12 protein-coding genes are annotated in these 14,751 nt (G+C 47.0%); 9 read left to right on the forward strand and 3 right to left on the reverse strand.

Going from position 1 to position 14,751, the window contains the following annotated elements; all coding sequences use genetic code 11:
- Positions 1 to 366 precede the first annotated feature (366 nt).
- On the forward strand, positions 367 to 978 hold the full coding sequence (locus tag ACE04G_RS21940) for an SCO family protein (RefSeq protein ID WP_076319831.1): 612 nt from the start codon (positions 367 to 369) through the stop codon (positions 976 to 978).
- A gap of 68 nt (positions 979 to 1,046) precedes the next feature.
- Here the strand turns inward: ACE04G_RS21940 and ACE04G_RS21945 are convergent, their stop codons facing one another.
- Positions 1,047 to 1,394 (reverse strand): toprim domain-containing protein, encoded by a 348-nt coding sequence (locus ACE04G_RS21945; RefSeq protein ID WP_062837991.1) that lies wholly within the window; start codon positions 1,392 to 1,394, stop codon positions 1,047 to 1,049.
- 531 nt (positions 1,395 to 1,925) lie between these two features.
- Complete coding sequence (locus ACE04G_RS21950; protein WP_221823603.1) at positions 1,926 to 3,101, reverse strand: MFS transporter; 1,176 nt, start codon at positions 3,099 to 3,101, stop codon at positions 1,926 to 1,928.
- A 190-nt stretch (positions 3,102 to 3,291) separates the two neighbouring features.
- On the opposite strand from ACE04G_RS21950, the gene ACE04G_RS21955 reads away from it, so the two are divergent.
- The 8 genes from ACE04G_RS21955 (at position 3,292) to ACE04G_RS21990 (ending at position 13,297) form a co-directional block, all read left to right on the forward strand.
- A complete protein-coding gene (locus tag ACE04G_RS21955; RefSeq protein WP_221823600.1) occupies positions 3,292 to 3,777 on the forward strand; it encodes an ATPase in 486 nt (161 codons plus the stop codon).
- 18 nt (positions 3,778 to 3,795) lie between these two features.
- Positions 3,796 to 4,941, forward strand: a complete 1,146-nt coding sequence (locus ACE04G_RS21960; RefSeq protein ID WP_449003619.1) for a transglutaminase domain-containing protein — start codon at positions 3,796 to 3,798, stop codon at positions 4,939 to 4,941.
- Positions 4,942 to 5,046: 105 nt separating this feature from the next.
- A complete protein-coding gene (locus tag ACE04G_RS21965) occupies positions 5,047 to 7,083 on the forward strand; it encodes a peptidoglycan D,D-transpeptidase FtsI family protein (RefSeq protein WP_221823595.1) in 2,037 nt (678 codons plus the stop codon).
- Between the two features lie 395 nt (positions 7,084 to 7,478).
- A complete protein-coding gene (locus ACE04G_RS21970) occupies positions 7,479 to 9,428 on the forward strand; it encodes a peptidoglycan D,D-transpeptidase FtsI family protein (RefSeq protein ID WP_179088519.1) in 1,950 nt (649 codons plus the stop codon).
- A 236-nt stretch (positions 9,429 to 9,664) separates the two neighbouring features.
- On the forward strand, positions 9,665 to 10,609 hold the full coding sequence (locus ACE04G_RS21975) for a metal ABC transporter solute-binding protein, Zn/Mn family (protein WP_449003618.1): 945 nt from the start codon (positions 9,665 to 9,667) through the stop codon (positions 10,607 to 10,609).
- 31 nt (positions 10,610 to 10,640) lie between these two features.
- Positions 10,641 to 11,462, forward strand: a complete 822-nt coding sequence (locus ACE04G_RS21980) for a metal ABC transporter ATP-binding protein (protein WP_260632921.1) — start codon at positions 10,641 to 10,643, stop codon at positions 11,460 to 11,462.
- 3 nt (positions 11,463 to 11,465) lie between these two features.
- Positions 11,466 to 12,425 (forward strand): metal ABC transporter permease, encoded by a 960-nt coding sequence (locus ACE04G_RS21985; protein WP_221823592.1) that lies wholly within the window; start codon positions 11,466 to 11,468, stop codon positions 12,423 to 12,425.
- The gene (locus ACE04G_RS21990; protein WP_221823591.1) at positions 12,425 to 13,297 is read left to right on the forward strand and encodes a metal ABC transporter permease; all 873 of its coding nucleotides are present in this window, start codon (positions 12,425 to 12,427) and stop codon (positions 13,295 to 13,297) included. The genes ACE04G_RS21985 and ACE04G_RS21990 overlap by 1 nt, the downstream gene beginning before the upstream one ends.
- A 150-nt stretch (positions 13,298 to 13,447) precedes the next feature.
- On the opposite strand, the gene ACE04G_RS21995 is transcribed toward ACE04G_RS21990, so the two are convergent.
- The gene (locus ACE04G_RS21995; RefSeq protein WP_221823589.1) at positions 13,448 to 14,581 is read right to left on the reverse strand and encodes an SMP-30/gluconolactonase/LRE family protein; all 1,134 of its coding nucleotides are present in this window, start codon (positions 14,579 to 14,581) and stop codon (positions 13,448 to 13,450) included.
- Between the last annotated feature and the right edge of the window lie 170 nt (positions 14,582 to 14,751).

The raw sequence follows: 14,751 nt of genomic DNA on the forward strand, positions 1-14,751 counted from the left end.
TACCCATATATAGTGTATAATATCCGTCTGTCAGGATGCAAAACATCCCTAATTTCAAATTTATGACAATAAACTGTATTATACCCAATAAATGTACGTAGTTTGTCAAACTATTTTGGTGTTTCCTATGATAAACTTTATATCGGATACTGAGAGAAGTTGCATCAGAGAATACGCGGTCGGATATGTTACATAAATATTTATGGGCATTGTTCCTTTTAACCGTTACAATAATATAGAATCTCATAAAAAGTAGGTTTCTTTGAATACATATGTCACAGTAGATGGATGAAGCGAAACAAAGGTGATTTTGGGTTCACATATGTATGCGTATTCATAAGAGAAGATACAGAAGGGACGAGGAAGATGCTGAAAAAGTACAAATGGACATGGATGCTGCTCGGGCTCGCACTGATAATGGCTGTGTATCTGATGTGGGGCACTGTATTTGCCAGTAAGGAAAAATTACCCGAGATTCGTGAAATCCAATCCTTTTCTATGGAAAATGTAGATGGCAGTACAGTATCACTGGAGGATACGCAAGGGAAAGTCCGCTTGTTCTACTTTTATTTCACCAGTTGTCCGGATGTCTGCCCGATTACGACCTTTACGTTATCTCAGGTGCAGGATCTGTTGAAAGAGGACGACACCTTTGGTAAAGATGTCTCATTTGTATCCATTTCATTCGACCCCAAAGTCGATACAAGAGAGAAGATTAAGACGTTTGCAGACCGTTTTCACGCGGATTATTCCGGATGGTACTTCTTGCGAGGGGATATGGACAAAACAAAACAGTTCGCCAGGGACTCATTCCAGATCTTGATCGAAGGGGAGAATAAGGACGATTTTGCCCATATGAACATGATCGGGTTGGTGGATGAGAATAACCAGCTGCGCAAGGTATATAACGCATTTAATACAGAGGACGTTGTGCCAGCTGTCATTGCTGAGGATATTCGCAATCTGATTAAGGAATAATCATCTGATACTCATATTGTAAAGGCTGCCTTGGATATCAACCCAAGGCAGCCTTTTGGTATTTCATTTTAAAAGGAAGGATGTTCAGGGTATTGGATGTATGTCTCTAACCCTGCTTTCTCCAGCTGGGCAATGATATACTCATCAGGTGTTCCTTCCACACCCGCATATCCTCGTCGTGTATACATCTGTACTGCATCCGGGAAAGCATCCCGAAGTACACCTCTAATTTTTTTGCCGGAACTGTCATTATCCATAAATAAAAAGACTTCATCGTAACCGACTTGCTTGCGCAGGGTCTCCAGCTTGAGTGAATTAAGTGTTCCAAACGTACATAGAATGTTGATCTCGGGTCCAACCAGACGTTTCAGTTTGCTTCGGTCATTCTTACCTTCCACAATGACATGAATAGGCATGATATTCACCTCTTGTTCGAGAGCTTATGTCGACATTCCCCGGGAAATGTTGCAGCGAAAATCGACTGATTATATAAAATGGACTCCTTTCTTTACACGATTGCTAACTGGAGAGAACAACCCATCAAGACAATTCTCTGAAATCTTATCTCATGTGCATCATTAGGTCAGTAATAGCTTGCAGTGGCCGTTCCGGTTACGGATCGTTCTTCCGATCGCTGTTGTCTCCATATATTTCTGATTTGCTTTTATAAAGTTAATATTTGGAGACAAAGGCGAACGCTACCGCTTCTTCAAAATCGATTACGTCCCCTTCACTACTTTTGGCTAATTGTTCAACTTTAATGATCTTCAATAAGATAAAACCTTCGGTGATTGTAAAAGATAGATTTCCCAGTTAGCTTTTATCAACGTGTAAAACGTCAGTCCATTTTATATAGTTTAGCTGTAAATGGGGGAATGATGCAAAGCTAATGAAAATACAGGCCTAATTGCTGTTATAACGGTAGGAAAGCAGAGCTTGAAACAGGCCTAATTTAATATACTTTTGGGATCGGCGAGGGAAGCTTCGCGTCTGGATGTATAGTATGGAAGCAGCAGCATACCAATCATTAATAAAACAAAGGCGATGAAATAGGGTGATAACCCGATACGAAGTTGTCCAGCTGTGATGGGACCGATGAAAGAGCCGATGGAGGTGGCAATGGATTGCAGCGAGAAAATGCGGCCCAACTTGCTTCCTCCGCTCAGACGGATAAATAGGGTAGCCATAGCTGGAAAGATGATGCCTTTGGACATCCCGAGTACAAACAATACGGTGGACAACGGAATTTGCGGAATGGCTGCCATCACAAAAAAACACAAGGACATTAACAGCACGCCCGCAACCAGACGCAGCTTGGGGGAATACCGGTTTAGAAATAACATGCTGAGGGTGAAGAGTGCCCCAATACTGATAATAGAGAACAGCAGTCCGGTAGACATGATGGACGATTGTCCTCCGCCCCGCAGGGGTAATTCGAAGAAGAGAATCCCTTGGGCACAGGCAATCACCAGAGGCAAGGCAAAGTATCGCCAAGACACCGGCAGGAATGCACTTGTGGCATCTGCTGGTGAAACAGCAGGTTTAGCAGGTTCCGTTACTCTCTCATGCTGCTTGATGATGCCACGAGGCATCGTCATGAAAGCAATAACACCAGTGAGAATAAGCAGATAGCCCAAGCCTGAAAATGTAGCTGAGAATCCCATGGAACCTACAATGATCGCACCGGCTGCTGGTGATACGACAGACGCGAGGGTATGCACTACCCCGTGACCCGACATATACTTCCCCTGTTTCACCGGATCGCTGGATAACTGTGCAAGCAGGGCGAGACATGCAGGAGACAGGAAGGCCAGTACAAACCCGCTGATGGAACGCAGCGCCAGCAGTTGCCATGGTGTCTGGACATAGGCTTGCAGGAGCAGGATGAACCCTGCACCGAGCAGACTGAATACAATGTAGCGGCGACTGCCATGTTTATCGATTTGTGTTCCAGCAATCAGATTGCCAGGAAGATGTGTTAAGGAATAGATGCCCATCATCCAGCCAATGAAGGTAGGGGCGGCTCCCAGCGAGATGGCAAAAGGAGTCAGAATGGGATACTGGGCGTGCAAATCAAATACGGCAAGGAACAAAAACAGGTATAGCCAGATGGCCGTTTTCACATAAGCCCCTCCTTGTTAAGCGATGCATGTTCAAACTACAGGTCTTGAACGTGTTCCCCGTTCTCCCGGAAGAACCTCATGGTACTACTTGTACGCCCGGCGGGACGAACTTAGACCGTTTATTTTTAAGGGAGAGGGCTTAGCTGACAGCAGCTTCGGAAATCATGTATAATATTCGGGAGTGTTACGAATGAATTCTAATACGGAAGGTGTAGTCATGAACATAGAAGTAATCAAAGAGTTTGTGATGCAGAACTGGCTGGTGATCGTGGTTGCATTGATCATATTGTTCTTTGTTCTGAATGTGGTCAAAACCGTATTGAAATGGGCGATTGCCATCATCATTATTGCGGCTCTACTGATATACAGCGGCATCTCCATTGATCAGATCAAACAGACAGTAACAGACGTACAATCCAGCACGATGGATACATTGAAGAAGGAAGCAACCAGCATGATGCTTAAGGAGGCTTCCAAAGCGAAATACGTCAAAGGACAGGATGGAGCGTTCACCATCACAAGTCCCAATGTGGAGATTAAAGGCAGAACTCAATCGGATAAAGTCGATGTGACCTTCCGCGGAATTTCACTTGGCGAATGGAAACTCGACAATGAAACGATACGTACGTTTGTCGAACAGGCACAGGAGAACAACAAAACAGCACCAGCATCGTAGTAAAGGGGGAATCGGTACGTGCTGCAGAATTGGCTGGACAGCCTGAAGGAATTGAATGGCATCACGATTATGCTGCTGCTGATTGTAGCTGCTTCATTATTGCAGGGTTGGTCCAGAGGGGCTTCGCGTTCAGCAGGCAGACTCTTTGGGTTCCTGATGGATGGCATTATGGCGGTCATTGGTATTCTGTTGTCGATCGGTTTAACGTTGTGGCTTGCGCCATATGTACAGCAGTGGCTGTCTGAGTATGCTTCAGCCATGCCTAACCGTGAGTTGAACCGGTGGGAACAGATGTATTATACGTTGGTTACGGCGATTGCAGATTTTCCGCTAATGCGGTTCGCTGTATTATTTGTACTTAGCTATGGACTCATCCGACTGATTCTCGGGTTTCTCTCATCATTTATTTTTAGCAGCAGGCAGGGGTCAGCTGAGGAAAGTGCGCCTAAAGGTATGTTTAGTCGGTTGACGGGTGCAGTCATTGGCACGATCATAGGCTCCGTCCGCGGAATGATTGTCATTGCGGTTTTGTTCATGATTGTCAGTCTTTACCCTGGAAGCATGTTCAGCCGATATGTGGAAGCATCCCCGATCTATATGCAAGGGGCCAAATCGGTTATCGAACCGTTGTCTGGCACGTTCATCAAGGACAAGCTACCCGTCTTTACGCAGGCTGTGCAGAAGGAACTGGGCGGCATCCTGCAACGTAAATATGAAGTCATCGACCACAATATTCCGACGGATATTGAATCTGCAGCGAGTGAGATTGTCAAAGGCCAATCGACAGATGAAGCCAAAGCAAAAGCGCTATACGACTGGGTAGGTTCACGTATTCAGTATGACTATGGTAAAGTGGATGACTATGAGCAAAAGGGCATATGGCATGAACAGAATCCACAGAATACATTTTACACACGCAAAGGCGTATGTATTGATTATGCCCGTCTTTATGCCGTGATGGCCCGTTCACAAGGACTTGAAGTCAAAGTGGTTACAGGACTTGGTTATAACGGCCAGGGAGGGTATGGTCCGCATGCGTGGAATGAGGTGTATTTGAGTGATTCCGAGAGCTGGGTTCCGCTTGACCCGACATGGGCAATCAGTGGAGACTGGTTTAATCCTCCGAATTTTGCCGACACCCATCTAAAGGATCAGTCAGCTTAACATTACAAGGGACATGGGTCCGGAATATGACGACGTTGCCAGGTTATCATGCCGCGAAGAACCAGTTTGAGCGGTATGCATCAAGTCATGAAAGAGGTAGGATGGATGAAAAAGCATTCCAATGAGAAGGATGAACTTACAGACAAACGGCGCTTTAGTTACCGAATGAACGTATTTTTCTTCGCTTCCTTTGTTATTTTTAGCGTTATTATTGTACGCTTGGCCTTTTTGCAATTTGTGGAAGGGCCTGAACTCAGTCAGGAAGAAGCAAGTAACATTACCAAAGATGTACCACTTCCTCCTGTGAGAGGCACGATCTATGATTCTACAGGTGAGGTGAAGTTGGCTTACTCCAAGCCCATTCAGTCTCTCTACCTGACGCTTTATAAAAACTATGGGGATGTTGATGGGAAACCGAGTCCTAACATAGGAGAAGTACAGGATATTGCAACCCGGTTGCATGATGTGTTTGAACAGTACAAGCTGAAGGATTCAGAGTCACTTACGGTGGAGAAAATTATTGAAGAGATGGACTTGAACTCCCGCAAAGCGAACGGTTTTATGCCGCGTCTGATCAAGAGTGATCTGTCCGAGGAAGAAGTTGCTTATTTCCTACAGCACAAGGACGAGTTCAAAGGTATTCAGATCGTCGAGGAGAGTGTGCGATTCTACGATCCGGATACGGTAGCGGTTCAGACCATCGGTTATCTCAAGAAGTTCAGAAGTTCGAAGTCCTTGAACAAATACAAAGAGGTGGATGAGGCCAATAAAACGCAAACGGATCCGGGCCTGGTGTATACGGAGAATGAATTTGTAGGTTTTGATGGACTGGAGTTGCAATATCAGGATGCACTCCGCGGCAAAAGCGGATATACATCCGTTGATGTTGATTTGCGTAATTTGCCTGAAGGTGTAGCAGGTTCTACCCCGCCGCAGAAAGGTTACGACCTGATTTCCAGCATTAACAAGAACGTTCAGGTGAAAACAGAACAGGCTATTACAGACCAGCTGAGCTGGCTCCATCGGAATCCGGTATCCGGTAAATTGCATCCAAATGCGAAGACGGGATATGCCGTGGCGATGGAAGTGGATTCGGGAAAAATTGTAGCAGCTGCCAGTATGCCTGATTACGACACCAATGTGTGGAAAACAGGCGGTGTAAGTACAGAAGATTATGAAAAAATAAAATATATTTATCAGAATGGTACGATTCGGGGCTTCCCGCCGGATGACTCTGGTAAACGGGCGGAATCTGTTGTGTTGCTCGGTTCAACGATCAAACCACTTAGTGTATTGATCGGTTTGAAAGAAGGTTTCTTCACTACAAATACCGTATATTCGGATAGAGGTTCAACGACCTTTGGTGGAGACAATCGCAGAGTGCAGAACTCATCAGGGCATGTGTATGGTGCAATGTATCCTCGTGATGCGATTCGTCATTCCTCAAACGTGTTTATGATCGACGAGATCGGGAAGAAACTGTATTCGAAGTATGGTGCAGAGGGTGTTGACGTATGGGATAAATATATGGAGCAATTCGGTCTTGGTGTATCTACAGAGGTAGATTTGCCTAATGAGCGGCCTGGTCTCAAAGAATACATGGAAAGCTCCGAGAGTTCCTTGACCAAGTTGGTATATGCCTCCTTTGGTCAGCAAGGAAAATATACAACTATGCAGTTAGCACAGTACACCACAATGCTTGCGAACAAAGGAAAACGGATGGAACCACAACTGGTTAACGAGTTCCGGGATTCGGAAGGCAACGTGGTCAAGAAAGTAAAACCGAAGGTACTGAGCACGGTGGAGTTTAACGACGCCTACTGGAACGAAGTGCAACGAGGCATGGCTACCGAAGTTTCGGCATTTAGCGGCTTCCCTTATGATTTCGCCAGAAAAACAGGAACATCGACGCAACTCGTCGGCGGTAAACTGGTGGATAACGGGGTGTTTATCGCCTATGCCCCACGTAATAATCCAAAGCTTGCTGTCGCTGTAGTTATCCCCGAAGGGGGCTTTGGATCAAGCAGTGCGGCTCCGGTTGCACGTGCGATCTTCGATGCCTATGACGAGGAATTCGGTCTCGACGGTGTACCGAAAAAGGACAAAAATAAAGAATCAGATTCGGAATCAGGCACACAGTGATGTGAGGCATTGGTTACAGAGGGGACCCTTCGTGGGTCCTCTTTTTTGTTTTTACGCGGAGAATGGATCGTAAGAGTGAACTAATTAGTTGCATTAATATGTAACCATATGAGCTGTACCACGTTTATATAAGGGAAGGGTAAACGCGATCCGGAGAACGGGATAACGTTGATATGTCAGTGTTTACATTGAAATCCGTAGATTGGGTAGTGTAACGGTTCTGTTTACGAAAATGTAACCAAATATTGAAAGACGTGACAGCTAACCTTTGGTAGACTTGTATGAGAAAGGATTAAATATGGATTGAACACGTTCACAAGACGGATTAAATATTTTATTTTTATAGAGGAACGGGAGAGGCTTAAAACATGTTTAACCGATTGAGGAAGAAACCCATGACTGAGGAAGATACACCCGTCAACAAGCCTTCCACCGCAAGGCTGAATCTGTTTTTTTTCGCGGCATTTGTCATATTCAGTATCCTTATTTTCAGGTTGGCCTTTGTGCAATTTGTGGAGGGTCCTGAACTGACGTATATGGAAACGAGTCGTAATACCAAAGACATTCCACTCGCACCTGTTCGTGGTCCCATCTATGATGCGACAGGGGAAGTCGCGCTGGCTTATTCCGAACCTGTACAGTCCCTGTATGTGTTGTTGTACGAGGATTATCGGAATGATGAACGTAGACAGGAAGCAGAGGAGCTGGCTCATGATTTGGCGGCTGTGTTTAAGCAGTTTAATCCAGGGGACAAAGAGCAGCCGGACGCGGAAGAGATCATCAAACGATTGGATCTGGATTACCAGAAAACGTTCGGGTATGTGCCAAGATTGGTGAAGTCGGATCTATCGACTAAAGAAATTGCCTTTTTTATGGAGAAAAAAGCAGAATATCCAGGTGTTATGGTGCTGGAAGAAAACATAAGAAAATATGACCCGGATGGCGTAGCGGTTCAGGTTGTCGGTTACACAAGAGAGTTCAAACGGGCACCAGATTCCATTGCCAAATATAAGGCAATCCGCGAGGGGGCAAGTACCCAGCGTGATCCTGGTCTTGTGTACCATGAAGAAGAGAAGGTTGGCTTCGATGGGCTGGAGCTTCAATATCAGGAAGAACTCCGTGGACGAAGCGGATATCAGTCCATTGATATTGACGCACGTAATCTGCCAGATGGGACGATGTTACAAACACCACCGGAGAAAGGCTACAGTCTGGTTTCCACCATTAACAAGGAAATTCAGATGGCTGCACAAGAGGCGATAACGGACGAATTGCGCAGACTTCCCAAGGCAATTACCGGATACGCAGTAGCCATGGAAGTGGATACGGGGAATGTGGTAGCTATGGCAAGTATGCCAGATTATGATCCGAACGATTGGGATTATGACAAAATCAAATATGTATTCCGGAACGGAACCACTGAATCGTTCCCACCGAATGATGCCAAGCCTAGTCGGGCGGAATCCGTTGTACTCCTTGGATCAGTAATCAAGCCGCTAAGTGTGCTTATTGGATTAAAAGAGGGATTATTTACAGCAGGAGAGACCTATCATGATCAGGGATATGCGGTTTTGGGGAAAGACGGGCGACAAGTGAAGAACTCGCATTCTGCGTATAATGGTTCTATTACGGCGAGAAGAGCGATTGAGAAATCCTCCAATGCCTTCATGATTGATATGGTGGGTAAACGTTTGTTACGTAATTATGGCTCAGAGAAAGGCATCGATGTCTGGCACAAACACATGCAGGAATTTGGCTTGGGTGTGTCTACGGGAGTAGATTTACCAAGTGAATACCTGGGTACACTGGAATATAAAAAGGATCATGAATCAGCTCTAACACGTTTGGCATTTGCCTCCTTTGGACAACAAGCCAAGTACACCACGATGCAACTCGCCCAATATACCACGATGCTTGCGAATAAGGGTAAACGGATGGAACCACATCTGGTGAAGGAAATTCGTGACGCGGACGGTAATGTGGTGAAAGAGATCAAACCTAAGGTGCTCAATGAAGTTGATTTTGCCGATGCGCACTGGAATGAAGTGCACAAAGGTATGGTTACCAAAGTAAGTTCATTTGACGGTTTCCCATACGATTATGCACGGAAAACAGGAACATCAGAGCAGGGGACCGGACCGAACAAAAAAGAGAATGGTGTATTTATTGCCTTTGCACCACGAGATAATCCGAAGCTTGCTGTAGCTGTTGTTGTACCGGAAGGTGGATTCGGGTCAGTCAGTGCTTCACCGATTGCACGGAAAATTTTCGATGCATATGATGAAGTGTATGGTCTCGATGGAACGCCGAAAGGTAAGAAAGACGAAGGAAAAGACAAAGAGTAATGCAAAAGAACCTCGCGGAAGTTAGCTCTTTTAACATCGTGACCGAAAGGTTTATGAAGTGAATTAAATATATTTGGACAGGCAGGGGAAATAATCCCTTGCCTTTTTTTTTGGCTTCGGATAAAATTTGCACAAGGGAAACATTATTAGTCTTGATTAAAATTTAATACCTTGTACAACAAAATTAGATGTAGACAAGTATTTTAGGAGAGGGAAAGGGGACGATTGAATTGTTAATGGTGAAAATGAGGAGTATTCAGAGGGGGGGCATTACGCTAGCGGCTCTGGTTCTGGTTATTGTACTTACGGCATGTTCCAGTGATGCAGAGACGAGCAGTGGTGGCAAGTTACAAGTAACCGCTACAACGGGAATGATCGCTGATGTAGCACGTGAGGTAGGCGGGGTATATGTTGATGTTACCGGGCTAATGGGCCCGGGAGTTGATCCCCACTTGTACAAGGCATCCCAAGGTGATATTCGCAAGCTGGAACAAGCAAAAGTCATTTTCTATAATGGACTGCATCTTGAAGGCAAAATGACAGACATTTTGGAGAAAATGTCCTCAAGCAAGCTGGTTACTGCTGTTACAGAGACTATTCCAGTCGAGGAGTTACACTCAGGCAAAGATACAGGCGGCACCGAATATGATCCACACGTCTGGTTTAACGTCAGCCACTGGATGCATGCGGCAGAAGCCGTACGCGATACGCTCGTGGAGGCGGACCCGGGCCATGCGGAAGAGTACAAGGCTCAGGCAGAGGCGTATCTGGCGAAGCTCGAAGCACTGGATGCCGAGGTGCGTGAGAAGATTCTGGAGATTCCGGAAGCAAGCCGGGTATTGGTTACGGCGCATGATGCATTTGGATATTTCGGTCAGGCTTATGGCATGAAAGTGATGGGGCTTCAGGGCATCAGTACAGCAGCCGAATATGGTGCAAAAGATGTTAGCGAACTGCGGGATTATCTCGTGGATAACCATATCAAAGCAGTATTTGTTGAATCGAGTGTACCTGCAAAAGCGATGGAAGCCATCATTGCCGGAGCAGCTCAAAAAGGCCATACGGTCAGCATTGGTGGAGAACTGTTCTCGGATGCCATGGGGGCTGAGGGAACGGAAGAAGGCACATACATCGGTATGATTCGCCACAATGTTGAGACGATTGTAGAAGCCCTGAAATAATGAATCACATGAAGAGAGGAGTTACAGGATTATGGAAGATACAACTTTATTGGAACAAACTCCTAAGAAACTGAACAATAGTCACTTGCAGGGAACGCAGCCAACATCGGCTCCTCTCAGTGTGAGGGATCTGGCCGTTGCGTATCACAAAAAGCCGGTGCTTAGCAGCGTATCCTTCGATATTCCGGAAGGACAGCTCATCGGAATTCTCGGACCAAATGGTGCAGGGAAATCAACACTGATCAAAGCGGTTCTGGGACTGGTACCGAAGATGCATGGTGAGGTACGGATCTTCGGACAATCGTACAGGGAGCAACGTCGCCGCATCGGTTATGTGCCCCAACGGGAATCGGTGGACTGGGATTTCCCTACACATGCGCTCGATGTGGTGATGATGGGACGGTATGGTCATCTGGGCTGGTTCCGTCGTCCGGGGAAAAAGGAGCGGGACTTGGCGGCACACTGCCTGGAGCAAGTAGGCATGGGCGACTACATGTACCGCCAGATCAGTCAGCTGTCCGGTGGACAGCAGCAGCGTGTCTTTCTGGCACGGGCACTGGTGCAGGACGCAGATCTTTATTTCATGGATGAGCCGTTTGCAGGTGTGGATGCTACAACGGAGAAAGCTATCATTTTACTTCTGGAACAGCTGAAGAAAGAAGGAAAGACGGTACTGGTCGTTCACCATGATCTGGCGACAGTCGAGGAATACTTCGACCATGTGCTGCTGCTCAATGGACGACTCGTGGCTGGCGGACCGACAAGCGAAGTATTTGTACCGGATACACTGCAAGAGACGTACGGAGGCCGGATTGCGATGATCGGAAGCCGGACGGAGAAAGGCCAGGTGTAGTGCATGTGGAACTGGATCATTGCCATCTTATCTGACCCCAATACACGTTGGATATTGCTTGGCTGTCTGTTGTTAGGATTCAGTAGCGGAATTATTGGCTCCTTCACCTTTCTTCGTAAACAGAGCCTGATGGGGGACACCCTTGCTCATGCTGCTCTGCCCGGAATCTGTATTGCGTTTATGTTAACGGAAACGAAGTCCGTAGGCTTATTTCTGTTCGGTGCTCTGGTGGCTGGCATTGTGGCTACATTTGGAATTTCGTGGATTACACGTTACTCCCGGATCAAGCAGGATGCGGCGATGGGGATCGTGCTGACCGTATTTTTCGGGGTTGGCGTAGTCATGCTTACGCGCATTCAGCATGGGGCGAGTGGAAGCCAAAGCGGACTCGATAAATATTTGTTTGGACAGGCGGCATCCATGGTCATGACGGATGTCTATGTCATGGGGGGGGTATGTCTCGTGTTACTGATTGCCTGTCTTGCCTGGTTCAAGGAATTTAAGCTGGTGAGTTTTGACCAGGGTTTTGCACGAGGCATGGGTCTGCCAGTTGCCATGCTGGAGCAGCTCATTCTGCTCTTGACGGTGATCGCGGTGGTTGCCGGGATTCAGGCGGTGGGTGTGGTGCTTGTCGCGGCCCTGCTGGTGACTCCGGCTGCAGCGGCACGCTGCTGGACCGACTCCCTTGCACTCATGGTATTATTGGCAGGCATATTTGGTGCATTGAGCGGAGCGACGGGTACCATCTTCAGCACGCTCGTGCCCAATCTGCCGACAGGACCTGTAACGGTTCTTGCGGCTACGGTGCTGTTTGCCGGATCAGCCTTGCTCGCCCCACGTCGTGGATTGTTAGCCCGACGGTTGCGTAGTATTCAGGCAAAGTCCGCATATATGCGTGAAGAGCGAGCTACACTCCAGACTCTCGCCGCACAGCGAAATCAGCAGGAACGGGGGGAGATGTAATGGCAACGTTTTGGATTATCTTGACGGCCGTTTTGGTATCTTCTGCTTGCGCCATTCTGGGTTGTTTTCTGATTCTGCGGCGAATGGCTCTGGTCGGTGATGCGATCAGCCATGCGGTTCTCCCCGGTATTGCGATTGCTTTCCTGTGGAGCGGTTCCAGAGATTCGTTATGGATGCTACTTGGTGCAACAGTGTTTGGATTACTGACGGTGTTCTTCATACAGAGTTTGCAGGCAGGTGGACTGTCGTCTGATGCCTCGATCGGAATTGTGTTCACAGCACTCTTCGCAGTAGGAGTCATTCTGATTAGTCTGAACGCCCAGCATATTGATTTGGATCTGGACTGTGTCTTGTTCGGAGAGATCGCTTATGTACAGTGGGATACGCTAACCCTTGGAGGTACCGATGTCGGTCCGAGGGCAGTCTGGATGCTGGGTATCACTTTGCTAGTCATCCTCGTCGTTATTGGGCTGTTCTACAAACAGTTCAAGCTGTGTGCCTTCGATCCGGCGCTGGCTGCGGCCTGCGGCATTCCAGTAGTGCTGTTCCACTATCTGCTCATGGGACTTGTTTCGATGACGTCCGTAGCTTCATTTGAAAGTGTTGGTTCGATTCTCGTGGTGGGCATGCTGATCGTACCAGCGGCGACGGCTTACCTGCTCACAGATCGTCTGGGCAAAATGATACTGTATGCCGTCCTGATCGGAGCAGCATCTTCGGTTGGAGGTTACATCATGGCATACGCCCTGGATGCTTCCATTGCGGGCTGCATGGTAGCTGTTGCTGGAATTCTGTTTGTTCTTGCACTGCTTCTGTCACCGAAACATGGCATCGTATTCCGTTACGTTCGTCGCAAATTCGCGGCACGTTAATTCATAGAGATTGTTAGCCGCCTGCTTTGCAGGCGGTTTTTTATGATTGGACTGTGAACGAAGAAAAATTCAATAGCAGCCCCTCCTGCTGGAGTGAGCTGCTATTGGGATGCCTAAAGGTGGCAATGAGGTAGATGAATATAACAATCCTTACGGTTTCAAAGGCACCCGATGAACCCCTTGGCTTCCTCCCGGTGCGGTTCCGAGATACACATATTTCCCTTGGTTTACGGCCGTGGTGATGCCATACAATGTTCCTTCTGGATCATGCCAACTACGAATAAGCTCTCCTTCTGGTCCATATTCTGCAACAAGTCCGTGTTTCACCGGGGCACTGGCTCCATTTAACAAGGACTGTGGAACTTTGGACATCGTCGCTGCTAACCAAGGGTGACTATGCATGTAATCGGCAAAAGACAGACGGGTTGTGAATACCCCTACCCAGAAGTGTCCCTCTGCGTCACGGGTGATATTGTCCGGAAACCCAGCCAGATTCTCCGCAAAAATATCAGAGGTGCCTTGTTTGGGACCCTTCAACCAGTACCTGGTCAACTGGTAATGATACGATTCTGCGACTAGCACGAAGTCTTCTTCGGCAGACAGTACCACCCCATTGGCAAAATATAAATCCTTAAGCAGAACGTTCGTCTGTTTGGTCAGTGGATCATATTTCAACAATCGTCCATGCGGTTTATTCTCGGCAATTTCTTTGAACATGACTTTGCCATAGTTAGAGGTATCGGAGAAATAAATAGATCCGTCTTGCGCGATGTCCAGTTCGTTCGCCAGGTAGATCGGCCCCCCATCTACTTCAGTGGTTAGTACTTCGATGTTTCCGTTCGGGTCAATGGACAGGAGCCCTTTCTGAATATCCGCCACAATCAAATTTCCGGCAGCATCAAATTTCAGGCCGTTAGGTGTTCCATGGGTATCAGCGAATACCTCTGCTGGCTGTGCCTTGTCTTCGGCGTCAAAGGTTACTCTGTAGATTTTGCCGTCGGAGTCACCCGTATACAGTCGCCCTTCTTTGTCAAAAGTGATAAATTCCGGGAACTTCGCGCGGCCGGTAACCAATTCAGCGGAGCTAAGTTTGTTGTTCTCTTTCCAGGGACCCTCCTTCTCAAAAGAAGGAGCAGCAGGTGCAGACCAAACAGCGGGTTCTACCGGGGCGGGCATTAGCAGGAATACAACGATTCCCAGCACAATTACCCCTAGCAGAGTCAGGCTCCATTTACGAATTTGTTGACCAGTGGATCGTTTGCGTTGTTTTTGTTCTGTTGACATATTAATCCTCCTTAATACACTGTTTCTTTTGGGGAACAACGTTACCGAAACTCCAAAAAAATATAAAATGAACTCAAGACCATTTTCAGTAACATTGTTTCCTATAAGAATCATAGTAACCAAAAGAAAACGATTGTGTCAAATTCTTTTTTTTATCATGATGACTTCAT

It is taken from the genome of Paenibacillus sp. AGC31 (assembly GCF_057334655.1).